20 protein-coding genes, 2 tRNA genes and 1 pseudogene are annotated in these 24,644 nt (G+C 65.1%); 6 read left to right on the plus strand and 17 right to left on the minus strand.

What is annotated here, in order from left to right:
• Nucleotides 1-45: 45 nt before the first annotated feature.
• The 9 genes from QM797_RS12715 to QM797_RS12755 form a co-directional block, all read right to left on the minus strand.
• On the minus strand, nucleotides 46-3,468 hold the full coding sequence (locus QM797_RS12715) for a translation initiation factor IF-2 N-terminal domain-containing protein (RefSeq protein WP_283275972.1): 3,423 nt from the start codon (nucleotides 3,466-3,468) through the stop codon (nucleotides 46-48).
• A 502-nt stretch (nucleotides 3,469-3,970) separates the two neighbouring features.
• The gene (gene ndk, locus QM797_RS12720; RefSeq protein ID WP_032379203.1) at nucleotides 3,971-4,384 is read right to left on the minus strand and encodes a nucleoside-diphosphate kinase; all 414 of its coding nucleotides are present in this window, start codon (nucleotides 4,382-4,384) and stop codon (nucleotides 3,971-3,973) included.
• Nucleotides 4,385-4,451: 67 nt separating this feature from the next.
• Nucleotides 4,452-4,841 (minus strand): DUF4233 domain-containing protein, encoded by a 390-nt coding sequence (locus tag QM797_RS12725; protein ID WP_283275973.1) that lies wholly within the window; start codon nucleotides 4,839-4,841, stop codon nucleotides 4,452-4,454.
• Nucleotides 4,838-6,268 (minus strand): bifunctional tetrahydrofolate synthase/dihydrofolate synthase, encoded by a 1,431-nt coding sequence (gene folC / locus QM797_RS12730; RefSeq protein ID WP_052077517.1) that lies wholly within the window; start codon nucleotides 6,266-6,268, stop codon nucleotides 4,838-4,840. Before folC ends, QM797_RS12725 begins: the two co-directional genes overlap by 4 nt.
• On the minus strand, nucleotides 6,269-8,938 hold the full coding sequence (locus tag QM797_RS12735) for a valine--tRNA ligase (protein ID WP_283275974.1): 2,670 nt from the start codon (nucleotides 8,936-8,938) through the stop codon (nucleotides 6,269-6,271).
• Between the two features lie 9 nt (nucleotides 8,939-8,947).
• A complete protein-coding gene (locus tag QM797_RS12740) occupies nucleotides 8,948-10,939 on the minus strand; it encodes a S9 family peptidase (RefSeq protein ID WP_283275975.1) in 1,992 nt (663 codons plus the stop codon).
• Between the two features lie 25 nt (nucleotides 10,940-10,964).
• The gene (locus tag QM797_RS12745) at nucleotides 10,965-11,747 is read right to left on the minus strand and encodes a SigB/SigF/SigG family RNA polymerase sigma factor (protein ID WP_032379207.1); all 783 of its coding nucleotides are present in this window, start codon (nucleotides 11,745-11,747) and stop codon (nucleotides 10,965-10,967) included.
• Nucleotides 11,747-12,178: an ATP-binding protein gene (locus tag QM797_RS12750; RefSeq protein ID WP_283275976.1), complete on the minus strand. Its 432-nt coding sequence runs from the start codon at nucleotides 12,176-12,178 to the stop codon at nucleotides 11,747-11,749. Before QM797_RS12750 ends, QM797_RS12745 begins: the two co-directional genes overlap by 1 nt.
• Nucleotides 12,179-12,278: 100 nt before the next feature.
• A complete protein-coding gene (locus QM797_RS12755; protein ID WP_283275977.1) occupies nucleotides 12,279-13,349 on the minus strand; it encodes an FUSC family protein in 1,071 nt (356 codons plus the stop codon).
• Between the two features lie 93 nt (nucleotides 13,350-13,442).
• On the opposite strand from QM797_RS12755, the gene malQ reads away from it, so the two are divergent.
• Nucleotides 13,443-15,593 carry a 4-alpha-glucanotransferase gene (gene malQ / locus QM797_RS12760; protein ID WP_283275978.1) on the plus strand — a complete coding sequence of 717 codons (2,151 nt, stop codon included), beginning with the start codon at nucleotides 13,443-13,445 and terminating at the stop codon, nucleotides 15,591-15,593.
• A 60-nt stretch (nucleotides 15,594-15,653) separates the two neighbouring features.
• A complete protein-coding gene (gene fdhD / locus QM797_RS12765; RefSeq protein ID WP_283275979.1) occupies nucleotides 15,654-16,499 on the plus strand; it encodes a formate dehydrogenase accessory sulfurtransferase FdhD in 846 nt (281 codons plus the stop codon).
• 67 nt (nucleotides 16,500-16,566) lie between these two features.
• Here fdhD and QM797_RS12770 read toward each other — a convergent pair.
• Nucleotides 16,567-16,647, minus strand: a pseudogene (locus tag QM797_RS12770) (succinyl-CoA--3-ketoacid-CoA transferase); the annotation flags it as partial.
• 97 nt (nucleotides 16,648-16,744) lie between these two features.
• Here QM797_RS12770 and QM797_RS12775 point away from each other — a divergent pair.
• Entirely contained in the window at nucleotides 16,745-16,882 is a 138-nt protein-coding gene (locus tag QM797_RS12775) for a hypothetical protein (protein WP_283275980.1), read from the plus strand.
• Between the two features lie 77 nt (nucleotides 16,883-16,959).
• Here the strand turns inward: QM797_RS12775 and clpX are convergent, their stop codons facing one another.
• The 5 genes from clpX to QM797_RS12800 form a co-directional block, all read right to left on the minus strand.
• Nucleotides 16,960-18,240: an ATP-dependent Clp protease ATP-binding subunit ClpX gene (clpX, locus tag QM797_RS12780; RefSeq protein ID WP_269604014.1), complete on the minus strand. Its 1,281-nt coding sequence runs from the start codon at nucleotides 18,238-18,240 to the stop codon at nucleotides 16,960-16,962.
• A 294-nt stretch (nucleotides 18,241-18,534) separates the two neighbouring features.
• Nucleotides 18,535-19,176, minus strand: a complete 642-nt coding sequence (locus tag QM797_RS12785) for an ATP-dependent Clp protease proteolytic subunit (RefSeq protein WP_008715342.1) — start codon at nucleotides 19,174-19,176, stop codon at nucleotides 18,535-18,537.
• A 46-nt stretch (nucleotides 19,177-19,222) separates the two neighbouring features.
• On the minus strand, nucleotides 19,223-19,855 hold the full coding sequence (locus QM797_RS12790; RefSeq protein WP_283275981.1) for an ATP-dependent Clp protease proteolytic subunit: 633 nt from the start codon (nucleotides 19,853-19,855) through the stop codon (nucleotides 19,223-19,225).
• A 100-nt stretch (nucleotides 19,856-19,955) separates the two neighbouring features.
• Nucleotides 19,956-21,335 carry a trigger factor gene (gene tig / locus QM797_RS12795; protein WP_283275982.1) on the minus strand — a complete coding sequence of 460 codons (1,380 nt, stop codon included), beginning with the start codon at nucleotides 21,333-21,335 and terminating at the stop codon, nucleotides 19,956-19,958.
• Nucleotides 21,336-21,448: 113 nt separating this feature from the next.
• Nucleotides 21,449-21,522 (minus strand) — tRNA-Pro (locus QM797_RS12800).
• 170 nt (nucleotides 21,523-21,692) lie between these two features.
• Here QM797_RS12800 and QM797_RS12805 point away from each other — a divergent pair.
• Both QM797_RS12805 and QM797_RS12810 read left to right on the plus strand, forming a co-directional pair.
• Nucleotides 21,693-21,766: transfer RNA gene (locus tag QM797_RS12805), tRNA-Gly, on the plus strand.
• Between the two features lie 110 nt (nucleotides 21,767-21,876).
• Nucleotides 21,877-22,623 (plus strand): DUF1542 domain-containing protein, encoded by a 747-nt coding sequence (locus QM797_RS12810; RefSeq protein WP_283275983.1) that lies wholly within the window; start codon nucleotides 21,877-21,879, stop codon nucleotides 22,621-22,623.
• On the opposite strand, the gene QM797_RS12815 is transcribed toward QM797_RS12810, so the two are convergent.
• Nucleotides 22,620-23,414: an Fpg/Nei family DNA glycosylase gene (locus tag QM797_RS12815; RefSeq protein ID WP_283275984.1), complete on the minus strand. Its 795-nt coding sequence runs from the start codon at nucleotides 23,412-23,414 to the stop codon at nucleotides 22,620-22,622. The genes QM797_RS12810 and QM797_RS12815 overlap by 4 nt on opposite strands.
• Entirely contained in the window at nucleotides 23,415-23,894 is a 480-nt protein-coding gene (locus tag QM797_RS12820) for a ribose-5-phosphate isomerase (protein ID WP_283275985.1), read from the minus strand.
• Between the two features lie 16 nt (nucleotides 23,895-23,910).
• Between QM797_RS12820 and QM797_RS12825 the strand changes: the two genes are divergently transcribed.
• The gene (locus QM797_RS12825; protein ID WP_283275986.1) at nucleotides 23,911-24,573 is read left to right on the plus strand and encodes a DUF429 domain-containing protein; all 663 of its coding nucleotides are present in this window, start codon (nucleotides 23,911-23,913) and stop codon (nucleotides 24,571-24,573) included.
• The last annotated feature ends 71 nt before the right edge of the window (nucleotides 24,574-24,644 follow it).

Raw genomic sequence — 24,644 nt, forward strand, 5'->3', positions numbered from 1 at the left:
AAGGTTACGGCAGAGAGACGGCCAGGGTCAAACTGCCCTGTCCTGCTAGGCGTCGATGTCCACCGGGGGACCTGCAGGCCGCGCCGCTGCGCGCCGCCTGCGAGGACGTGCCGTCGGCACCTCCACCGGCTCGACAGGCTGCTCGGCCGCCGATGTCAGTGGTTCCGACACCGCGGCTTCGGTGGCCTCTGCCCCACCGGCAGGGGCGGTGTCGTCCGAAACCGGCACCACGAGAACCACACCGGCGTCCGGTGCCGCGCTGGTCGGAGCAGCCGCCTTCCGCGCAACCCGGCGTCCACGCCGAGCCTTCGGTGCCACCGGCTCGACCTCGACGGTTGGCTCGGCGGCCACCGACTCGGTGGTCTCGGCAGCGAGAGCGGCGTTCGACTCCGCGTCGGCGACCGACGCGGCGGCAACCTCGACATCGGCTGCAGAGACAACCGTCACGACAGCATCTGCGTCCGGAGTCCCACTCGCAGGCGATGTCTCGACATCGGCGGGGCTGACGTCGGCCACCACGTCGTCGTGGTGCGCCGCCATCGCCAGCGCAACAGGGTGCGCCCTCTTGATCGACGGGTCGACAACGGGATGCTCGGCCCCGTCCGCGGCTCCTGGCTGGGAGTTCGAGGTGCTGCGCTCGTTGCCGTCGTTCCCGTCGGCCTTGTTGTCCTTGCCTCGTCGCCGCCTGCTGCTCGTGCCCGAGCTGCTCGACTCAGAGCGCGACGAATTCGATCGGCCGTCGTTGTCCGGCTTGGCGTCGATGGGGAACGGATGCACGATGATGCCGCGTCCCTGGCAGTGCTCGCAGGTCGTGGAGAACGCCTCGACGAGCCCGGTACCGAGCTTCTTTCGAGTCATCTGCACCAACCCGAGCGAGGTCACCTCGGAGACCTGGTGACGCGTGCGGTCGCGCCCCAGCGCCTCGGTCAATCGGCGCAGCACCAGATCACGGTTGGATTCGAGCACCATGTCGATGAAGTCGACCACGATCATTCCGCCGATGTCGCGCAGGCGCATCTGACGGACGACTTCCTCGGCCGCCTCGATGTTGTTGCGAGTGACCGTCTCTTCGAGGTTGCCGCCCGAACCGGTGAACTTGCCGGTGTTGACGTCGACGACGGTCATCGCCTCGGTGCGATCGATCACCAGGGTGCCGCCGGAAGGCAGCCAGACCTTACGATCGAGCGCCTTGGCCAGCTGCTCGTCGATACGATGCGCGGCGAAGACGTCGACAGAACTGCCATCGGCCTCGTAGCGCTGCAGCCGCTCCACCATGTCCGGTGCGACGGTCTCGACGTAGTTCGACGTCGTCGTCCATGCCTTGTCACCCTCGATGACGAGCTTCGAGAAGTCCTCGTTGAACAGATCACGAATGACCTTGACGAGCATGTCGGGCTCTTCGTAGAGCGTCTGCGGCTGTACACCCTTGCCGGTCTCGGCATTGGCCGAGCGCTCCTCGATGCTCGCCCACTGCGCCTGCAGTCGCGTCACATCGCGGGCGAGCTCTTCCTCGCTGACGCCCTCGGCCGCGGTGCGGATGATGACGCCCGCCTCGGGCGGCACGATGTCTCGGAGAATGTCCTTCAGACGCTTGCGCTCGGTGTCGGGCAGCTTGCGACTGATGCCGGTAGAGCTACCACCGGGCACGTAGACGAGAAAGCGTCCTGCGAGCGAGAGTTGCGTCGTCAGGCGAGCACCCTTGTGCCCCACGGGATCTTTGCTCACCTGGACGAGAACCTGATCGCCCGGCTTGAGAGCCTGCTCGATCTTCCGCGAGTTGCCACCCAGTCCCGCGGCATCCCAGTTGACCTCGCCGGCGTACAGCACACCGTTGCGGCCACGGCCGATGTCGATGAATGCGGCTTCCATGCTCGGCAACACGTTCTGGACGCGCCCGAGATAGACATTTCCGACCATGGACGCGGTGGCGCTGCTGGTGACGAAGTGCTCCACGAGCACGCCGTCTTCGAGCACGGCAACCTGTGTGGTCAGCGGGTGCTCCGGGGTGGCCTTCTCGCGCACGACCATGACCCGGTCCACGGACTCACGTCGCGCCAGGAACTCGGACTCGGTCAGAATCGGCGGTCGACGACGACCGGCGTCGCGGCCGTCGCGCCGTCGCTGACGCTTGGCCTCGAGGCGTGTCGAACCGGAGATCCCCTGGACCTCGTCCCTGGGGGCGCGGCTCTTGTTCCGCGGCTCCCGCTCGTGCACGACCGTGTTGGGCGGATCGTCCTCGGACGCTGCAGCCTCGGCCGCTACCTCGGCTCCGGTCTTACGACGGCGACGGCGGCGACGGCGACGGCTGGAGCCGTCTCCCTCCGAACCACCGTTGTCGGAGTCGTCGTAGTTGTCCTGCGCATCCGAATCCGATTCGTCGTCCTTGTCCTCGGCCGAGGCATCCGCTGCACGGCTGTCGTCCGAAGAATCGTTCGAGTCGAAGTTCTGCCGGTCCGAGGAACGGTTTCGGGTGCGCGAACGCCGCGAACGCCTGCCCGAGCCGGACTGCTGGTCGTCACCGGCGGATGACTCGTCCGAGTCCGCATCGGTCCCCTCGGTCGACTCTGCGTCGGCAGAATCGGTGCTGTCGGTGTCGGTGTCGCCCGTGGAATCGTCGTCCGAATTCTCGTCGGTCGAGTTCTCGTCCGAGGACTGTTCCCCGCGACCACGGCCCCGGCCGCGACGCCCTCGCCTGCGGCGTCGTGGCTGGGACTCGTCGCCGTCGCCGTCATCGTCGGTGGAGCCGTCGGACGCAATCGACTCGTCGACCGCGGGTGTGGCGGCCTCGGTCTCGTCGGTCCGAGGTGCGGCGGTCGCGGTCGTGGCTGTGTTCTCGACCGTTGCTGTGGTCTCGGTGCTGTCGGCGTTCGCGGCCTCGTCTTTGGGCGCTGCCTTGCGACTGCGTCGACGGCGGGCCGGTGGCTCTGCCGGTGACTCCGCGGACTCCGGTGCAGCAGCATCCACGGCGGCGGGCTGCAGGAAGAGTGGAGTGGCAAACGTGGTTGCGGTGGCCTGGTCGGTCGTTGCCGCGGGCTGGGCCGGCTCGGGTTCCGCCGCGGGTGCACTGGTGAACAGCTGCGGGTCGGACCACGAGGTCTCGGCCGACGGTACGTCCTCGGAGAGCACCTCGGACCGAGCGCTCGGCTCGGATCTTTCGGCGGGCGAATCGACCACCGGTGCGGCGGGCGCGTTCACCGAGTCGCGGACGGACTCCGCTACGTCGCGGCTCAAGCTCGACTGGGCGCTGCGCGCTTCGATGCCGAGTTCACCCAGTGTGACGAGCAGCTGTTTGCTGGTGACACCGAGAATCTTGGCCAGTGCGTGTACGCGCAGCCTGGTGGGCAGCTCGATGGTGTCGGGTTGCGCCTGGGACACCGCACCTGTTTCCACAGGGGGCACCGCATCGTCGCGCTCCGAACCTCCCACGTTCTCGTTCTGTACATCTTCGGGCGGGCTTTGATCGGCCACGTAGTCTCCTCGGGCCCCCGGGCGCGTTCATCCGATGTCGGGTGTGACGCGGCCACGCGAGGGCAATCCTTGTGTACTCACGTCGGGTTGGACGTCAGCTGTACTGTCTCGCACCGCACTCGAACCGACGACCACGTCGGAGTTCTCGGTGGTCGACGACTGCGTGTGCAGTGCCTGGCTGGATGGTGGTGTCTCGGCGATCCGAGCGCCTGATCATCAAGCAAGAACGCGAACGAGCCTGTCTCTCGTTCGAGCATCTGCGATGACGGGCAGCGGATAGACGACAGTCATCCGATCGAATCCACGACACCGGTCTAGCGAACTTCGGTGAAGCCTTGACTTCGGTGGAGCGTGAAACCTGTACGTACTCGTGCAGTGGAGTCGATCTCCGACGAGTATCCCACACACGATGATGCGTACTCGCCACGCCGCACCGATCGGGTACCGAGCGGTTGCGGCGTGGCTGCGCGGACGCGTTGCTGTAGTGCCGAGGATGGAACCGTCAGGCCAGGCCTGGGAACCAGAGTGCGATCTCACGTTCGGCCGACTCCACCGAATCCGACCCGTGCACCAGGTTCTGCTGACCGTCGAGCGCGAGGTCACCCCGGATGGTGCCGGGGACCGCCTTGGCCACAGGGTCGGTGCCGCCGGCGATCTGCCGGAAGGCGGCGATGGCGCGGGGGCCTTCGAGAACTGCGGCCACGACCGGTCCGGACGTGATGAACTCGAGAAGATCGGGGAAGAACGGCTTGCTCTCGTGCTCCGCGTAGTGAGCCGAGGCCAGTTCACGGGAGACGGTCTTGAGCTCGAGTGCGACGATGCTCAGACCCTTCTTCTCCACGCGGCCGAGGATCTCTCCTACGTAACGCCGGGCAACTCCGTCGGGCTTGATCAGTACAAGGGTGCGGTCGGTCACGTCGACGACAGTAGTGGACCCGAGCACAGCTTCGCGCGCCGCATCGCCCGAACAGGCGCGATCGCTGTCATTCCCGTTGCCCCGGCAGCATTCCGCGCCGGATCCGTTCGGTGATGTCTCGGCGCAGGTAGAGCAAATACAGCCAGACAGCGATGAAGATCAGGCCGACCGCCCCGATCGAGAGGTGGAATACGGCCCCGGCCAGCACGAACAGCTGGAGAATCAGATTCAGCTTCATCGCCCACGGCTCCCCCTGCTTGCCGGCGGCGAGAATCATCACCACGGCCAGCGCCACGATGTACGTCGTCGAGAACCAGGTCGCGCCGCCGCCGAGGGTAGCCACCACCGGCAACGCCAGCAGTGTCACGATGGCTTCGAGGACGAGGGTTCCCGCCACGACGCCGCGGAAGCCTTTCCACGGATCGTTCGTGGGTGGTCCGAACTCTGGCTCGCTCACGCGGGGTCCTTTCCGAACAGAGTGCGAGCTGCGCCGACGGTCACCACGGATCCGGTGACGACGACTCCGGCACCGGAGACTGCTTCTCCGGGCTCGGCGACTTCCTCGGCCAGTCCTATGGCTGTCTCGAGGGCATCGGGCAGGGTCGACGCCACCACGACGCGTTCGTCGCCGAACTTGGCCACGGCGATGTCGGCCAATGCGTCCACGTCCATCGCCCGTGCCGACCCGTTGTGAGTGACGACGATGTCGTCGAAGACCGGCTCCAGTTCGTCGAGAATGGCTCCGACGTCTTTGTCCGCCATGACGCTGACGACGCCGACCAGTTTGCGGAAGTCGAACTCGTCGTTGAGGGCGGCAGCGAGGGCTGCGGCTCCGTGCGGGTTGTGTGCGGCATCGAGGAACACAGTGGGGGCATTTCGGACCCGCTCGAGTCGCCCTGGGTTGACGATCGTCGCGAATGCGGCGCGGACGGTGTCCTGATCGAGTTGACGATCCGGGCCCGCGCCGAAGAACGCCTCGACCGCCGCCAGCGCGAGGGACGCATTGTGGGCCTGATGTTCGCCGTGCAACGGAAGAAAGATGTCGGTGTAGACCCCGCCGAGCCCCTGCAGTTCCAGTTGCTGACCGCCCACCGCGATCTGCCTGCCGAGCACGGTGAATTCCGATCCCGCCCGCGCCACCGCAGCGTCTGCTTGCACCGCCGCCCGCAGCAGAACATCCGATACCTCGGGCTTCTGCTGCGCCAGGATCGCTACGGTGTCCCGCGGCACGAGCGATTCCGGTGCCTTCTTGATGATCCCCGCCTTCTCCCCTGCGATCGTCGCGAGATCGTCGCCGAGGAATTCGACGTGATCGAGCCCGATCGGGGTGATCACAGCGACCTCACCGTCGACGACGTTGGTGGCATCCCAGCGTCCGCCGAGCCCGACCTCGATGACGGCGACCTCCACCGGAGCCTCGGCGAACGCTGCGAACGCCATTGCCGTGACCACCTCGAACTTGCTCATTCGCGGTCCGCCGGCGGCCTCGGACTGCGCGTCGATCATCTCGACGAACGGTGCGATCTCGTTGTAGGTGTCGACGTAGAGCCGCGGAGAGATGGGGCGCCCGTCGATGCTGATCCGCTCGGTCGCCATCTGCAGGTGCGGGCTGGTGGTTCGGCCCGTGCGTCGGTGGAAGGCAGTGAGCAGGGCATCGATCATGCGCGTGACCGAGGTCTTGCCGTTGGTGCCGGCCACATGAATCGACGGGTACGCCTTCTGCGGCGAACCGAGAAGGTCCATCAGCGCCGAGATTCGATCCGTCGACGGCTCGATCTTCGTTTCTCCCCAGCGCTTGTCGAGCTCGGCTTCGACCAGCGCAAGTTCGGCGAGATCGACCGGACTCGGCGGCGGCGTCGGCAGTGCAGCGTCGGGCTCGGTCACTTAGTTCCCCATCGATTCGATGCGCGTGGTGATCCGAGCGATTTCTTCCTGCGCGATGGACTGTCGCGTTCTGATCTTGTCCACCACAGCATCCGGAGCCTTCGCGAGGAACGCCTCGTTACCGAGCTTGCCGGTGGTCTGCGCCAGCTCCTTCTCGGCGGCGGCGAGATCCTTCACCAGTCGAGCGCGTTCGGCGACCAGGTCGACGGTGCCCGAGGTGTCCAGTTCGACGATCACAGTCGCTTTGCTCAGTCGCACCTCCACCGACGCCGTGGCCGCGAAGTCCTCGGCCGGCTCGGTCAGTCGGGCCAGAGCGGTGACCGCCGAAATCTGTCCGTCCAGATCCGCCTCGGATACTCCGACGATGCGGGCCGCGACCTTCTGCGAGGGCTTGAGCCCCTGATCGCTGCGGAACCGGCGGACTTCGGTGATCAGTCGCTGCATGTCCACGATCCGTTGTGCCGCAACGTGATCGAGAGGCTCCTCGGCAGGGGCGGGCCATGCCGCGATCACCAGGGACTCGCCGCCGGTGAGCACCTTCCACAGCGTCTCGGTCACGAACGGAACGACCGGATGCAGCAGGCGCAGCAACGCGTCGAGCACGTTTCCGAGCACTCCGCGCGTAGTCGCGGCGATGGCCTCGTCGGCGAACTGCACCTTGGCGATCTCGAGGTACCAATCGCAGACCTCGTCCCAGGCGAAGTGGTAGAGCGCCTCACAGGCCTTACTGAACTCGTAGCGGTCGAAGGCCGAATCCACCTCTGCACGAACCTGTTCGAGCCTGTCCAGGATCCACCGGTCGGCGTCGGTCAGCTGGGCACGCGGGGGTAGGTCTGCCGGTGCCGCACCGTTCATCAGGGCGAACTTGGTGGCGTTGAACAGCTTGTTCGCGAAGTTGCGCGAGGACTGCGCGTGGTCCTCACCGACCGACATGTCCGCGCCCGGGTTGGCGCCGCGAGCGAGCGTGAAGCGCAGCGCATCTGCACCGAACCGGTCGACCCAATCGAGCGGATCGATTCCGTTGCCGCGCGACTTGGACATCTTCTTGCCGTACTGGTCGCGAATCAATCCGTGCAGGAACACATCTCGGAACGGAACCTGCGGCCCTTGCTTGCCCGCGGTGATCGCGTCGTCGGCTCCGACGTAGGTGCCGAACATCATCATGCGGGCGACCCAGAAGAAGAGGATGTCGTACCCGGTGACGAGAACGCCAGTGGGATAGAACTTCTCGAGATCAGCAGTGGCTTCCGGCCACCCCATCGTCGAGAAAGGCCAGAGGCCGGACGAGAACCAGGTGTCGAGGACGTCGGGATCCTGCTCCCAGCCATCGGGTGCGCTCTCTCCCGGTCCGAGGCAGACGGTCTCGCCGTCGGGTCCGTACCAGATCGGAATCCGATGTCCCCACCACAACTGGCGCGAGATGCACCAGTCGTGCATGTTGTCGACCCAGGCGAACCAGCGTGGTTCCTGACTCTTGGGGTGAATGACGGTATCGCCGTTGCGCACTGCGTCACCGGCAGCCTTCGCGAGGCCGTCGACCTTGACCCACCACTGCAGCGACAGACGCGGCTCGATGGGCTCACCACTGCGCTCGGAGTGTCCGACGCTGTGCAGGTACGGACGCTTCTGGGCCACGACGCGGCCCTGATCGGCCAGAGCTTCACGCACCTTGACCCGTGCCTCGAAGCGGTCCATACCGTCGAATTGCGTTCCGGTATCGGTGATTCGGCCGGCCTTGTCCATGATCGACGGCATCGGCAGCGAGTGCCGCACACCCATCTCGAAGTCGTTGGGGTCGTGTGCCGGGGTGATCTTCACTGCGCCCGTGCCGAATTCGGGATCGACGTAGTCGTCGGCGATGATCGGGATCTGCCGACCGGTGAACGGGTGCTCGAGGGTTGTGCCGACCAGAGCCTTGTATCTCTCGTCGTCGGGGTGCACCGCCACCGCGGTGTCGCCGAGCATCGTTTCCACTCGCGTGGTCGCGACGATCACGTGCGGCTCGGAATCGTCGAGGGAACCGTAACGGAGCGACACGAGTTCGCCCTCGACGTCCTCGAACTTGACCTCGATGTCGGAAATGGCGGTCTGCAGCACCGGGGACCAGTTGACGAGCCGCTCCGCGCGGTAGATCAAGCCGTCGTCGAACATCCGCTTGAACATGGTCTGCACGGCCTCGGACAGACCGTCGTCCATGGTGAAACGCTCGCGGCTCCAATCGACACCGTCGCCGATGCGTCGCATCTGGCCGCCGATGGTTCCGCCGGATTCGCGCTTCCAGTCCCAGACCTTGTCGATGAACAGCTCGCGACCGAACTCTTCCTTGGTCTTGCCCTCGGCGGCGAGCTGCTTTTCCACCACGGTCTGCGTGGCGATGCCCGCGTGGTCCATGCCCGGTAGCCACAGCACCTCGTACCCGAGCATCCGCTTGCGGCGGCTCAGCGCGTCCATCAGTGTGTGATCCAGAGCGTGCCCCATGTGAAGGCTGCCGGTGACGTTCGGAGGAGGCAACACGATGGAGTACGGCGGCTTGCCGCTGGTGGCGTCGGCCTCGAAGTACCCGGCGTCCACCCAGGAACGGTAAAGCTCGGCCTCTACCTCGCTCGGGTCCCAGTTCTTGGGCAAGCGGTCTGCTGGATTGTCGGGGGTCTCTGGCACGGAACTGGTCACCGGGCGATTCTAGTGGCCGAGGATTCGCGGCATCGACGCACTCTCACCCAGTACGTGCTGCGCGAGAAATGCCCACACCACCTCGTACCAAACCTTCGCGTGCTGAGGACTCAGGATCCAGTGGTTCTCGGCGGGGAAGTAGAGGAATCGATGCTCGGTGTTGCCCTCGTCGTCGGCCGGCAGACCCGACTCGCTGAGCAGTTCGTACCACAGCCGCAGGCCCTCGCCGATCGGCACGCGATAGTCCTTGTCGCCGTGGATCACCAGCATCGGCGTTGCTATGTCCGCCACGAACAGGTGTGGGGAATTCTCCACGGCCATCTCCGGAGACATCTCTCGCGCCCAGTACCACGGTGCGTCCGTCGTCGGTCCGAACTGATCGAGTGCCCAGAGACTGGCGTGGGTGACGACGGCATCGAATCGGTCGGTGTGGCCCGCGATCCAGTTGGCCATGTACCCGCCGAAGGACCCGCCCATGGCAGCGGTGCGGGTGTCGTCGATATCGTCCCGCGCCGCGGCGACGTCGGTCAACGCCATCAGGTCGGTGAACGGGGCCTTGCCCCAGGCCCCCCAACCACGCTGTACGAACTCTTGACCGTAGCCGGTGGACAACGCCGGATCCGGTAGCAGCACCGCGTACCCACGAGCGACCATCAGCCACGGATTCCATCGCCACGACCACGTGTTCCACGAACTGAGCGGGCCGCCGTGCACCCACAGCAGCAACGGAGCGGGTGCGAGCTCGGACGCACCCTCGGGCAGTGCCAGCCAACCGCGTACTCGGGCCCCGTCGGCGACGATCGTGTCGACCTCGGTGAGAGTTCCCGGCAACGGACCGTGATCGACTCCGGTGCCGAGTGCAGTGACGGCGCCGTCGGACAGGTCGATCGAGACCGGATGCGGCGCAGCCAGATACGAGGCGGCAAGCGCCAGCACCCGGGTGCCGTCCGAGGAAACGTGCACATGTGTGAAGGCATCGTTCGTCTGTGTGAGGCGACGCGGTTCCGCGCCGTCGCGGACGACGAAGATCGGCGACCGGCCGTCGTCGTCGGCCGTCACCAGTAATCCCGATCCGTCCGGCAGCCACACCGGGTCGCTCGGCCACCGATCCCAACCGGCCGCGAGATCGGAGACCGCAGAGTCGCCGAAGTCGTACCGCTGCAAAGTCATTCGTGGCGCATCCTCGGGGGTGGAGATCGTCTCGCGCACGAACGCCACGGAACCGCCGTCGGGTGAAATCGCCGGGGCTCCCAGATCGGCATCGGCGTCGTCGATAATCGTGGTGCGCTCCCCTGTCGCGGTGTCGATGCGCACCAGCACAGTTCGCACGGTCGCCAAGGCACCGGGCAGGGCCCAGGTCGACACGACGAACGAACCGTCGGCACTGACATCGAACGCCGCTTCGTGGAGCCCTGTGCGTGCATCCGGGGTGAGGTCACGCACTCCGGTCGAACCGTCCGACGAAGCCACGAACAGGTGTGGCGTCGCCGGACCCAGATCGTGATCCCAGTAACGCGCCGGAACACCGGTGTGCAGAATCGCATTCACCTTGTTGGCGGTGCGCTCGGTGCGCAGAGCGTCGTCGTCCTCCTCGGTACTCGACGAGCCGAATACCGGAGAGAATCCGACGAGTACGGCCTCCGAACCAGCGGCCCGGATGCCGCTCAGCCCGGCGGATCGGGTCTCGAGCAGTCGCGCTTCGCCGCCCGCGGCAGGCAGAATCCACAGCCGAGCCGGATCGTCCTTGTTCGAGCGCCGCGAGAACAACAGATCGCCGGACGCGGTGAACACCGGCGAACTCTCACCCCACTCGCCGTGGGTGATGCGCCGGGCAGGTGACCTGCCGTCGACGTCGAGCTCCCACAAGGACGTTCGATACTCGGTCCGCGAATCATCCAGTGCAGCAACGGCTATCACCGCTCGCGAGAGGTCCGAGCTCACGGCCAGATCGGTCACCCGCCGGGCACCGATGTAAGAGTCGACGTCGTCGTAAGTACCCATGCACCGAGCCTAGCCAAAGCCAGGCTCAGTCCTCGCCGAGATCCTCTCGGAGCTGGGCGAGAGTGCGAGCCAGGATCCGCGAGACGTGCATCTGCGAAATCCCCACCTTCTCCGCGATCTGCGTCTGAGTCATCGACCCGAAGAAGCGGAGCACCACGATGCGCCGTTCCCGCTCGGGTAATTTCTCCAGCGCAGGGCGAACGGCGAGATAGCTCTCCATCTTTTCCAGTTCGGGATCGTCCGCACCGAGTGTGTCCATCAGCGGGAGGCGATCCTCGCTGACCACCGAATCGACCGACACGGTCTGGTACGCGCTGCGCGCAAGCAGCGCCTGCGATGCTTCCTTGACGTCGATTCCGAGTTCGACAGCGATCTCGCTGGCTGTAGGCGCTCGACCCAATTTCTGCGACAGCGATCCCACCGCCTGGGAGATCATCGAATTCAGTTCCTTCATCCGCCGCGGCACCCGAACCGACCATCCCGCGTCGCGGAAGTAACGGCGAGCTTCGCCCATGATCGTGGGCACGGCGAACGAGACGAAGTCCGATCCGCGCTCGATGTCGAATCTGTCGACAGCGTTGACCAAGCCCAGACGAGAGACCTGCAGCAAGTCCTCGTGGGCTTCGCCACGACCGCCGAAGCGGCGTGCGATGTGTTCGGCGAGCGGGAGGCAACGGGTGATGATGCGATCGCGCAGCACTCGGCGCTGCGGTGAATTCTCGTCGAGCGCCTGCATCTGCTGAATCAGAGCGACAACGTCGCTGTAGTCGTCGGACTCTCGCCGCGTGCTTCGTTCGTGCACCGGCACTAGATCGTGCTCCTCCGCTTGACCACGTCGATGGCAACCGTGCGAGCCGCATCGCTGTCGTCTGCGTCGTGTGCGCGCAGCTCGATGGAGTCGGTCAGGGTTTGCAGAACGTGCCAGCCGAAGCTGTCCTTCTTCGGCACGGACGTGGCAGCCAACGTGGACGTGACGACGATCCGGATTCCGGAGTCACTCACCGAGAACAGGCACGAGAGCTCCGAGTCGACCACCGAGCCCTTGATCAGTTGCGAACACACTTCGTCGACGACCAATTTGACGTCGGCAATGTCGTCGAGCGTGAAGTCGCTCAGAACCACGAGGGTTTCTGCGACGGCGCGTACCACCGGAAGCTGGTCGGCCTCGGCGCGCACCCTCAGCTCGACCGGTGCACCGGAACCTCGCTCCAGTTCTTCGATCTTGCTGACCCCAGCCATCCGCACTTCCCATCGTCGCCGCGCACTGAATTACCGTTTGCCGAGCAAGACTACCCAGCGCCCCGCGTTTCAATCCTGACGGTCGGGAGAAACGTGGACCTCAGGTGAGCGCTCTCAGCGCTGCCGTTGCCGGCCCCACGAGCCTGCCCGCACTCATCGTCGCTCCGGCGGATTCCTGCTCGGACGCCACCGCCGTGTGCACGAGCTCGGCCAACGCCTCCTCCGCAGCGGCAATACGATCGACCACGTCAGCCTGGGTGCGATGCGCATCGCACCGGCACTCGACGACGTCCGCCAGGGCCCGGACGAACCCGGCACCGGCGACCCGGACGTCGTCTTCGAGCACGTGGAACGGGGCAATGGGATCGAGTCCGACGGCGGCTGCGTCGACGAATTCGCCGCATTCGGTCCAACTGGCGTCGATGGCACCGACCGTGGCTTTCCACCATCGATGGCTCACTCGGGTGGGTACCGCCGACCGGCGAAGGTTTCCGCGAGTGCTCTCGTCGGTCCATATCAGCGCGGCCTGTGCACGACGCACCTCGACTCGAACGGCGTCGCTCCGAGCTCGCCACTGCGAAGACCGTTCGTCGACGGCGGATCGGTCAGGCTCGAGGTCGAGACCTCGGGCGACGTCCCGCAGCAGAGATCCCGCGGCCGACGAAACCGATTGGACTGCATGTTGCGATTCCCGCCAGTACAGCGGCGGTGCTGCAAGGGCGTTCACCGCCACACCGACTGCGGCACCGACCGCGAGCTCGATGACCCTGTCCAACAATGCGACCGGATCGGATGCCGATCCGTAGGTGACCATCAGCAGTGCGGTCACCGGTATCCAGATTCCGCTCGTGCCGAATTTCGACCAACGGCCTACGAGAGCCCCGATGAAGACGCTGACGGCGAGAGCCACACTCGGCTCGCCGATGACGCGAACCACGAGTGCCGCGACTAGCACCCCGACGGTCACTGTGGCGATCTGCTCGGCCGCCGATCGCAGGCTTCGGCTGATCGTCACGCCGATCAGGAACACCGCCGCGTAGGGAGCGAGGAAAGGCTGCGTCATCGACAGCAGTTCGCTGGCCAGAATCCACGCCGCCGCTGCGGCACCCGCCATCTTCGCGGACACCACAAGAGTCTCGATCGTCCGATCACGAGAGACCGACTGTCGCATCCATCTCATCCCTGTCGGCCTACCCCGCCCCGGTCGACTCGAAACCGCCCGGCCCGGATGACGGGGGCGCGGCGAACTGGCACGATCGACACCGTGGATCATTCGCAGGCACTTCGCACTCTCGCCCGACGTCTCGGCACTTCGACCTCGTACCGGGGCTGGGACGACACCGAACACGAAGTGAGCGACGACACCCTGCAACAGGTGCTCACCGCACGTGGCTACGCCACCGAGTCGCCCGAGGACGTCGACCGAGCACTGGCCGATATCGAGAACGCGCCGTGGCGGCGGCTGTTACCGCCGGTGGTTGTGGCCACGCAGGGCACCGATGCAGTGGTGTGGGTGCATGTGCCGCACGGCAATCCGGTGGAGGTCTCGATGGTCTCCGAGGACGGTGAGTCGATCGACGTGCCCCAGGCAGACGTCTGGGTCGATCCACGGGAGATCGACGGCCACCTGATCGGTCGCGCGACGTTCGTCGTTCCCGGCAGCGCTCCCCTCGGATGGCACACTCTGACTGCGACGACGATCAGCGAGGACAACACGGTCCGAACCTCGGAAGCGGTCGTGGTGGTCACACCGAAGTCGTTGTCGCCCAACGCGGAACTGGCGGATCGACAGCGGACGGGACTGCTCACCCAGCTGTACTCGGTGCGATCGAGACGATCATGGGGAATCGGTGATCTCGCCGATCTCGAAGACATGGCCGACATCGCCGGCCGCGAACACGGATTCGACTACCTTCTAGTCAATCCACTGCACGCCGACCGACCGACCACCCCGGTCGAGGCATCCCCGTACCTGCCGACCACGCGTCGATTCTTCAACTCGCTCTACATCCGAGTCGAGAACATTCGCGAGACCGCACAACTCTCGCCGAAACAGTTCGGCAAGGTCCGCGACGCAGCGAGACGGTTCGACAAGGCGAACACGCGAACCAAGAAGCTGGATCGGGACCGGACGTTCACCGCGAAACTTCGCGCCCTGGAACGCGTTCACAAGGTCGAACGCAGCACGGCTCGCGAATCCGCGTACCGCGCATTCGTCGAGCGTGAGGGCACCGGTCTGCGCGACTTCGCGGTATGGAGTGCGCTTGCCGAGAAATTCGGCCCTCAGGATCAGGTCTGGACCGATCGGGCGGCGCATCCGCGAACCGACTTCGTCCGAGAGCAACGCGAGAAGCTGGCCGATCGCATCGATTTCCACATGTGGCTGCAGTGGATCTGCGACGAGCAACTCGCCGCCGCGCAACGCGGTGCGCTCGACGCGGGCATGGACATCGGCATCATGCACGACCTTGCGGTCGGTGTGGCCCGGGGCGGAGCCGATGCCTGGGCGCTCGGGGACGTGCTCGCCTCGGGTGTCACGGTGGGCGCGCCGCCGGACAATTTCAACCAGCAGGGCCAGAACTGGAATCAGCCACCGTGGGATCCCGACCGCCTCCGAGAGATGGCGTACATCCCGTATCGAGACATGCTGCGCACGATCCTTCGTCACGCCGGCGGCATCCGCGTCGACCACATTCTGGGCCTGTTCCGTCTGTGGTGGATTCCGCAGGAGGCCGAGAATGCAGGCGGCGGAACGTATGTCGAGTACGACCACGAAGCATTGATCGGCATCCTGGCGCTGGAGGCCGAGCGGGCGGGCGCGGTGGTGGTCGGTGAGGATCTCGGTGTCTTCGAACCGATGGTGCAGGAGTACCTCACCGAACGCGGCATTTTCGGCACTTCGATCCTGTGGTTCGAAGCCGACGAATCCGGGCCGATCGCGCCCGAGGAGTACCGCAGTCTCTGCCTGACTTCGGTGAACACGCACGACCTGCCACCCACAGCCGGGTATCTCCGGGGTGAGCACATCGACCTGCGTTCACGTCTCGGTCTGCTCGAACGCGACATCGACGCCGAGAAGGAGGTCGATGCACGCAAGCGCGAGGCGGTTCTCGACCTGGCGCGCGAACGCGGGTTGCTCGACACCGACACCGCCGCCGACGATCATCGGACCGTGGAAGCTCTGCATCGTCTCGTCCAGCGGAGCCCGTCGCTGCTGATCGGTGTCGCTCTCGTGGACGCCGTCGGAGAACACCGCATCCAGAATCAGCCAGGAACCGACGAAACCCAGTACGAGAACTGGAAGGTTCCGTTGGCCGACGCGGACGGCAGGCGTGTGCTGGTCGAGGATCTCGTCGACCATCCCCGCATGGTGTCGTTGGCGGCGGCTATGGCCACCGAGTCGACGGACCGATGACACCGAGGTCCACAATCGAAGAATGAACTACCGCATTCGCCATGAAGACAGCCGGTACTGATGGGCCGCATCACTGCTCGCAGACCAGTGGTCCGCCTTCGGGATGGGCACCGCGTCGAGCGCCCGGACACCCTGGTGGTGGAAGAGCCGCTCGAATTGCGGGTCGACGGCAAGGCATTGGCCGTGACCATGCGCACCCCAGGACACGATGTGGAGCTGGCACACGGCTTCCTGCTGACCGAAGGCGTGATCGCCTCGGGCGCCGACATCGCTGCAGCCCGTTACTGCGACGGGGTCGACGACGAGGGCGCGAACACGTACAACGTCCTGGACCTCACGCTGGCCCAGGGCGTCGCCCCCCCGGAGACGGGCGTCGAACGAAACTTCTACACGACGTCGTCGTGCGGGGTGTGCGGTAAGGGATCCTTGGATGCAATTCGACTGCGCACCAAGCACTCTCCCGCGGCCGACACGGTCGTCGTCACCTCGGAGACCCTCGCAGGGTTGCCGGACACACTGCGCGCTGCGCAGAAAGTCTTCGATGCGACCGGTGGTCTGCACGCCGCGGCACTGTTCACCGCCGACGGCGAAATGCTGGTGTTGCGCGAGGACGTCGGACGCCACAATGCCGTCGACAAGGTTGTCGGCTGGGCCGTGACCAACGATCGAATTCCGTTGCGCGGCATGGTGCTGATGGTCAGTGGCCGCGCCTCGTTCGAGCTCGCACAGAAGGCCGTGATGGCAGGCATACCGATCCTCGCGGCAGTCTCGGCACCGTCGTCTCTGGCGGTGGATCTCGCGACCGAGTCGGGTCTGACGGTCATCGGATTCCTCCGAGGTCGGTCGATGAACCTCTACGCCTGCACCGACCGCGTCCTGGTGTCAGACGATAGCGTCGACCAGTAGTTCCGCTGCAGTCGCGTTCACGACGTCGTTCACGGACACACCCGGCGCGGTCTCTACGAGACGTAGGCCAGTTCGCCAGATCACCGGTGACACTGACCTGCATCGCCCCCAGCACGGCGACGTCGACCTGGCCGCCACGGATCATTCCTATCACGGGTCACCCATCGATCTGCTCCGACGCCAGTCATTTTTACGAGAACTTCGAGGACGACAGCCCGTTCGCGATCCTGCATGCTCTGCCGGACATGTTTGGGGCCTTCGACCGAATCCGGGAGCTCGCTGCCGGCACCGGCATCGACGTACCCGGCCACGACCCACTGGTTCGACGTCGATTTTCCGCCGTGACCGACGCCCCCGGCGCGCACGCGGTGATCATCGGCTGAGTACAGCCAGAAACGACGAATCCCCGACCTCGCGATGAGGTCGGGGATTCGCCGTTCAGATGGTAGATCGGCCCGTGTCAGGCGGACTTGTCGCGGCGCTCCGGACGCTCGGGCTTGCGCGGCACGATGGTCGGCAGCACGTTGTCGTTGACGGTCTCGGCAGTCACGACGACTTTCTCCACGTCGTCGCGGCTCGGGATGTCGTACATCACCGGAAGCAGAACTTCTTCCATGATTGCGCGCAGTCCACGTGCACCGGTTCCGCGGAGAATGGCTTGGTCGGCGATTGCGTCGAGGGCCTCGGTGGTGAACTCGAGCTCCACGCCGTCCATGTCGAACAAGCGACGGTACTGCTTGACCAGCGCATTCTTCGGCTCGGACAGAATCGTGACGAGCGACTCCTTGTCCAGGTTCGTGACCGACGCGATCATCGGCAGCCGTCCGATGAACTCGGGGATCAGACCGAACTTGATCAGATCCTCTGGCATGACCTCGGCGAAGTGATCCTGGGTGTCGATCTCGGCCTTGGAGCGAACCTCGGCCCCGAACCCCAGACCACGCTTGCCGACGCGATCGGACACGATCTTCTCGAGACCGGCAAAAGCGCCAGCGACGATGAAGAGCACGTTCGTGGTGTCGATCTGGATGAATTCCTGGTGCGGATGCTTGCGACCGCCCTGCGGCGGCACGCTGGCCTGAGTTCCTTCCAGAATCTTCAGCAACGCCTGCTGCACGCCTTCACCGGACACATCTCGCGTGATCGACGGGTTCTCGCTCTTGCGGGCGATCTTGTCGACCTCGTCGATGTAGATGATGCCGGTCTCGGCGCGCTTGACGTCGTAATCGGCGGCCTGGATCAGCTTGAGCAGGATGTTCTCGACGTCCTCGCCCACGTAACCCGCCTCGGTCAGCGCGGTGGCGTCGGCGATGGCGAACGGCACGTTGAGCATCTTGGCCAACGTTTGCGCGAGATACGTCTTTCCGCAGCCCGTCGGACCGAGCATCAGGATGTTGGACTTCGCCAGTTCGACCGACTCGCCGCGCACATCACGGGCCTTGTCGCCGGCCTGGATGCGCTTGTAGTGGTTGTAGACCGCAACGGCCAGCGTGCGCTTGGCAGCGTCCTGACCGATCACGTAATTCTCGAGAAAATCCTTGATCTCGGAGGGCTTGGGTAGGTCGTCGAGCTTGACTTCGCTCGATTCGGCCAATTCCTCCTCGATGATCTCGTTGCACAGGTCGATGCACTCATCGCAGATGTACACCCCTGGTCCAGCAATGAGCTTCTTGACCTGCTTCTGGCTCTTGCCGCAGAACGAGCACTTCAGCAGATCGCCACCGTCACCGATGCGTGCCATTCGGAGGTTCCTACTTCCTTGTCCGCGTACGCCCCACGCCGTCCGATTGTGCCGAGAGGTCGTGGGCTACTTCCCGGGCTTTCGCGATGCCGAAATCGATCGCCCGAGTTCTTGGGTGCGACGCTACCCGTGTTCGCCGAACATGGGCGGGTTGTTTCCGGTGATTCGCCACCCGATTTCGTCTGTTCCGACATTCGGGCCGCCGATCGCGATCGCCGGGCGGAGTTTCTCACTCGCGCCCGGCGCCGGAACTCGAGCCGGACCGTTACGGCCCGACCGGTGGTACTCGCGGTTCTACTTCTGTGCGGAGAGCTTGCGGTACTCGAACACGGTATCGATGATGCCGTAGTCCTTGGCCTGCTCCGCGGTGAGGATCTTGTCGCGATCGGTGTCCTTGCGGATGACGTCGGGATCCTTGCCGGTGTGGCGACCGAGAGTGGTCTCCATGAGACGACGCATGCGCTCGATCTCTGCAGCCTGGATCTCGAGGTCCGAGACCTGGCCCTGGATTCCACCGCTGGACGGCTGGTGGATCAGAACCCGTGCGTTCGGCAGAGCCGCACGCTTGCCGGGCGTACCGGCTGCGAGCAGAACCGCAGCGGCGGAGGCGGCCTGGCCGAGGCAGACGGTCGCGACGTCGGCGCGGACATACTGCATGGTGTCGTAGATCGCCATCAGCGATGTGAACGATCCGCCGGGCGAATTGATGTACATGGTGATGTCCCGGTCGGGGTCGAGCCCCTCGAGCACCAGCAGCTGCGCCATGACGTCGTTGGCCGACGCGTCGTCGACCTGGACGCCGAGGAAGATGATGCGCTCCTCGAACAGCTTGTTGTACGGGTTCGATTCCTTGACGCCGTAGCTGGAGTGCTCGACGAAGGACGGGAGGATGTACCGCGAGGACGGCAACTGGTTGGGATCGAACAGGTTTGTCATCGTTTCTCCAAGATGTGAGTGATCGAGGTCGCCGGTACCGGCCGATTTACTCGCCGATTCCGCCGGCCTGCTGCGCGCGGCTGACGACGTGATCCACGAACCCGTATTCCTTTGCGGCCTTGGCGGTGAACCACCGGTCGCGATCGGAGTCCTCGGTGATCTGCTCGACGGTCTGGCCGGTGTGCTGAGCGATGAGCTCGGCCATCTCACGCTTGGTGTGCGCGAACTGCTCGGCCATGATGGCGATGTCGGATGCACTGCCGCCGATACCGGCGGAGGGCTGATGCATCATGATGCGCGCGTGCGGCAGGGCGTATCGCTTGCCCTTGGCACCGGCCGAGAGCAGGAACTGGCCCATCGAGGCGGCCAGACCCATGCCGTAGGTCGCGATGTCGCACTCGGCGAATTCCATCGTGTCGAAGATGGCCATGCCCGCGGTGACCGAGCCACCGGGCGAGTTGATGTACAGCGAGATGTCGCGAGTGGCATCCTCGGCGGAGAGCAACAGGATCTGGGCGCACAACTTGTTGGCGATGTCGTCGTCGACCTGGGTACCGAGGAAAATGATGCGGTTTTGAAGCAGACGCTCGTACACGGAGTCGCTGAGATTCAACCCTGCTGCGGCCGAAGTCATGACGGGACTCTGCTCGTGCGAAGCCGCCGGATTCTGAACAGTCACGGTACCTGCCTTTTCATAACAAATCGTTGGTTCCTGACACAGACACTAACGAAAGACGGCGGCTCCGGAGTCCCGGAACCGCCGTCGTTCGCTGTGAGCGTTACTTCTCTTGTTCGCCCTCGGAAGAATCAGCTGCTTCGACCTCTTCAGGAGCATCGGCGGGGCTGCCGAACAGCTCGGCCGTGTCGACGCTCGCTCCGTTGGTGTCGGTCACGGTGACGCGCTCGACGACCGAAGCGAGGGCCTTACCGCGCTTGACGTCGGCGAACACCGCACCGAGCTGGTTGGCCTGCTGCACCTGCTGGATGAACTGCTCGGGCGGCATGCCGTAGCGCTGCGCCTGGAAGATGATCCGCTCGGTGAGCTCTTCCTGCCCGACCTGCGTGTTCTCGGCCTCGGCGATCGCATCGAGAAGGAGCTGGGTACGCACCGACTTCTCGGCGCCTTCCTTGACGTCCTTGTCGAATTCCTCGCGGCTCGAACCCTGCGATTCGAGCAGCTCGGCGAGGGCTTCCTCGTTGTGATCGAGGCCGTGGATGGCCTCGTGCACCTGGGAATCGACCTCGGCCTTGACGACGGCCTCGGGGGCCGGAATTTCGAGCGTCTCGAGCAACGTCTCGAGCACCTTGTCGCGGATCTGACCGGCCTGCTCGACCTTCGCGACTCGCTCGACGCGCGTCTTCAGATCGGCGAGCAGCTCGTCGAACGTATCGAACTCGCTGGCCAGCTGGGCGAACTCGTCGTCGGCTTCGGGCAGCTCGCGCTCCTTGACGGACACGACCTTGACCGTGACCACAGCTTCCTTGCCTGCGTACTCGCCGGCGACCAGAGTCGAGGTGAACTCCTTCGACTCGTCGGCGGAGACGCCGATTATCGCGTCGTCGAGTCCCTCGATGAGCTGGCCGGAGCCGACCTCGTGGGACAGTCCGCTCGCGGTTGCCTCGTCCACGTTCTCGCCGTCGACCGTGGCCGAGAGGTCGATCGAGACGAAGTCGCCGGACTGGACCGGGCGGTCGACACCGGTCAGGGTGCCGAAGCGCTGGCGAAGCGACTGCAGCTGCTCGTCGACCGCCTCGTCTTTGATCTCGAGCGGATCGACGACGACGCTCATGGTCGAGTAGTCCGGCAGCGCGATCTCGGGACGAACGTCGACCTCGGCAGTGAACGTGAGCTCGGTGCCATCTTCGATCTTGGTGATCTCGATCTCGGGCTGGCCGATGACCTTGACCTTTTCGTTTGTCACGGCCTCGGAGTAACGGGCGGGAAGAGCGTCGTTGACGACCTGCTCGAGCACCGCGCCACGGCCGACGCGCGCTTCGAGCAACTTGGCCGGAGCCTTACCGGGACGGAATCCGGGGAGGCGGATCTGCTGAGCCAAAGCCTTGTACGCGCGGTCGAAATCAGGCTTGAGCTCCTCGAAGGGCACCTCAACGTTGATACGGACTCGCGTCGGGCTCAGCTGCTCGACGGTGCTCTTCACGGGACATGCTCCTTCTGGTAATTCTTGCTTGCTGGTGGTGCTTACGGTGCTGGCTTGCGGTCTTACCTCGCTCGCCGCGAAACACGGCGAACCGTGCCTGCGGCCCTCATTTGTCGGGGTGACAGGAATTGAACCTGCGACCCTCCGCTCCCAAAGCGGATGCGCTACCAAGCTGCGCCACACCCCGTCGTACCCACACCATTGAACAGCAACCGATACTAGCCCCTCATCGGCGCCCCACCGATGGCGTCCGGGCGAACCCGGCGCGGCATGCCGGTTTGGAATCCGGCAACGGCTTTGGGTACAGTCTGGAAACGCAGGCGACGGAACTGGCGATCCCGCGACTGTTGTTTGCACGCCGATGTAGCTCAATGGTAGAGCCCCTGTCTTCCAAACAGGCTACGCGAGTTCGATTCTCGTCATCGGCTCCATCGAAAGGCCCCGCACTGTCAGTGCGGGGCTTTTTCGCGTCCGCGTACCCTGAAACGGAGTCCGAATTGTCCGAACGAACCGGACATGCACCGTCGGCGGAAGGCCCGAAGTGGAAATAGTCCTGATCGTCCTCGTCATCGCCGCAGTGGCCCTGTTGGTGCTGCGAAGCAAGAAGAACTCGGCTGCGTCGGCCGAAACTGCGCTGGCCGACGCCAAGGCCGACGCCCGCCAGTCGATCGAACGCCTCGGCGGTCAGGTCTACAACCTGATCGGCACCGACACGCCGTCCAAGCAGGCCCTTGCCGACGCGTCCGAGCGCAATATCGCCGCCGGGTCGCAGATCGACCAGGCCACCACCCCAGAACAGGCCCGACTGGCCAAGCAGACGGCGCTCGAAGGGCTCTACTACATCCGCGCCGCGCGCCTGGCGATGGGCATGGATCCGGGCCCTGAGGTGCAGGGCATCGACGGCCAGCAGCAGGCAGGACGAGTCACCGAGGAGCGCAAGGTCGACTTCGAAGGCCGTGAGATCGCTGCGTCACCCGATCCGTCGGACCGCACTCCGAACTACTACCCGGGCGGCCGAGTAGCAGGCCGTCCGGTCCCCGCGGGCTGGTACTCCGAGCCGTGGTGGCGGCCTGCACTGGTCGCCGGCGCGTGGGGAATGGGTTCGATGTTCCTGTTCTCGGCGATGTTCTCCGGTATGGCCGGAGTTCCGGCGGACACCGCTGCGGGATCCGACGGGGACTCCGGCACCGACGACATGGGTGGCAACGAAGAAAACGGTGCCATGGACGACGGCGGGATGGACGACGGCGGGATGGGCGACATGGACATGGGTGGGTTCGACTTCTAGGACGCTTGACACACCGGGCACCAGAACAGGTTTCGCGCCTGCATCACCGAGTGCAGGATTTCTGCCCCGCACACTCGGCAGGGATAGCCCTGCCTGCGGTAGACGTAGGAGCGGGGTCGGCGGGCACCGTAGGTGTCTCCGTGATCGTCCTCGGGCCGGATGGTGATGATGCGACCGCGTCGAACACCGATGTTCATCAGCTCGACGAGGTCGAACCAGATCGCGTCCCACTCGGCTCGATCGAGGTCCTTCCCCGGGCGCATCGGATTGATCTCGTGACGAAACAGGATCTCGGCGCGATAGACGTTTCCGACCCCGGCCAGCACCTTCTGATCCATCAGCATTGTCCCGATCGCGGTGCGCGACTTCGAGATTCGAGTCCAGGCCGCATCCGGGTCGGCGTCCTTGCGGAGCGGGTCCGGCCCCAGACGCGCCAGAAGGGCGTCGAGCTGCTCTTCGGTGTAGATCTCGCACGCGGTGGGGCCGCGGAGATCGGCACCGTACTTCTCCCCCACCATGCGCAGACGTACTGCACCCACCGGATCGTTCAGTGGCACTGACTGTTCGGTGAACTTTCCGTACAGGCCCAGGTGAATGTGCACGATCAGATCGGTCTCGTACCGGTGGAGCAGATGTTTGCCCCAGGCCTCCGCTCTTTCGAGCACGAGCCCGTCGATCAGCGCGGCACCGGAGGTGAACCGTCCCTGGGGACTGCTCGCCTCGACCGGTGCCCCGCCGAACCGTCGTTGATGCAGCCGAGCGAGTCGGTGCAGGGTATGGCCTTCGGGCACCTACGCGGACTTTCCCGGAACCTCGGGTGCCTCGCCACTGCGCTCGTACTCGGACAGGATGTCGATGCGGCGCTGGTGGCGCTCCTCGCCCGAGAACGGAGTGTCGAGAAACGCGTCGACGATGGCGAGGGCTTCGGGCAACGTGTGCATACGGCCACCGATGCCGATGAGCTGAGCATCGTTGTGCTCGCGGGCCAGCTTTGCGGTTTCGACGCTCCATGCCAGTGCGCAGCGAGCGCCCGGCACCTTGTTCGCAGCGATCTGCTCGCCGTTTCCGGATCCGCCGAGCACCAGTCCACGGCTGCCCGGATCGGCGACGACACGTCGTGCTGCGTCGATGCAGAAGGCCGGGTAGTCGTCGACGGGGTCGTAGTCGAAGGCACCGCAGTCCACGGGCTCGTGCCCGGTTGCCGTCAGGTGTTCGATGATCTGATTCTTGAACTCGAGGCCGGCGTGGTCGGCACCCAGGTATACGCGCATGCCTAGAGTCTGACAGGTGAACTCACGAGCCGAGAAATTCGCCGGTGTCGACGGCGCGAAGGGTGCGTGGGTGGTCGCAGTCCTCGACGGCACGGGACTGACGTGGACCGGCTGCTCCTCCGTGGCCGCGGTGTTGGAGCACACTCGAGACTGCGCGCGAGTGGGCGTCGACATGCCACTGTCTCTCCCTGTGGACGGCTATCGGATCAGCGAACTCGAGGCGAAAGCGTTTCTCGGCCGGGCGCGAAGCTCCATATTCCACACGCCGGTCGTCGACGTTCTCGACGCCTCGACGTACGAGCAGGCCTGCGAGCTCTCACGGAGCATCACCGGCAAAGCGATCAGCAAGCAGACCTGGCACATTCTGCCTGCTGTGCAGGCATGGCGTGAGGCGGACTTCGATCCGGACATCTACGTCGAGGTACATCCCGAATGTTCGTTTCGGGCAATGTCACCGACGACGACATTCGCGTCGAAGAAGAGCGGCCGGGGCGTCGGACAGCGCCTGGCCGCTCTCGGACGGTGGAGCGATCATCTCGACCTGGACGACCTCCCGCACGGGCCGGTCGTCGACGACTTTCTCGACGCCGCGGCAGCGGCGTGGTCGGCGAGGCGATTCCACGTCGGCGAGAACCGAGTATTCGGTACCGCCGACGCGTCGGATCGCATCGTCGCCTAGCTGCATGACCCAGCTTCCCCGTGCGTGAAAGTTCGACTCCTGCTACGAATTTCCACGCACGAGGGGCTTTT

It is taken from the genome of Rhodococcus sp. IEGM 1381 (assembly GCF_030056795.1).
GTDB lineage: Bacteria > Actinomycetota > Actinomycetes > Mycobacteriales > Mycobacteriaceae > Rhodococcoides.

Coding starts and splice junctions, on each gene's coding strand:
- QM797_RS12740 (WP_283275975.1), bottom strand. CDS start 10,939: ATGGGTACTTACGACGACGTCGACTCTTACATCGGTGCCCGGCGGGTG.
- QM797_RS12750 (WP_283275976.1), bottom strand. CDS start 12,178: ATGGCTGGGGTCAGCAAGATCGAAGAACTGGAGCGAGGTTCCGGTGCA.
- QM797_RS12755 (WP_283275977.1), bottom strand. CDS start 13,349: ATGCGACAGTCGGTCTCTCGTGATCGGACGATCGAGACTCTTGTGGTG.
- fdhD (WP_283275979.1), top strand. CDS start 15,654: ATGGGCCGCATCACTGCTCGCAGACCAGTGGTCCGCCTTCGGGATGGG.
- QM797_RS12775 (WP_283275980.1), top strand. CDS start 16,745: ATGTTTGGGGCCTTCGACCGAATCCGGGAGCTCGCTGCCGGCACCGGC.
- clpX (WP_269604014.1), bottom strand. CDS start 18,240: ATGGCACGCATCGGTGACGGTGGCGATCTGCTGAAGTGCTCGTTCTGC.
- QM797_RS12785 (WP_008715342.1), bottom strand. CDS start 19,176: ATGACAAACCTGTTCGATCCCAACCAGTTGCCGTCCTCGCGGTACATC.
- QM797_RS12820 (WP_283275985.1), bottom strand. CDS start 23,894: ATGCGCGTATACCTGGGTGCCGACCACGCCGGCCTCGAGTTCAAGAAT.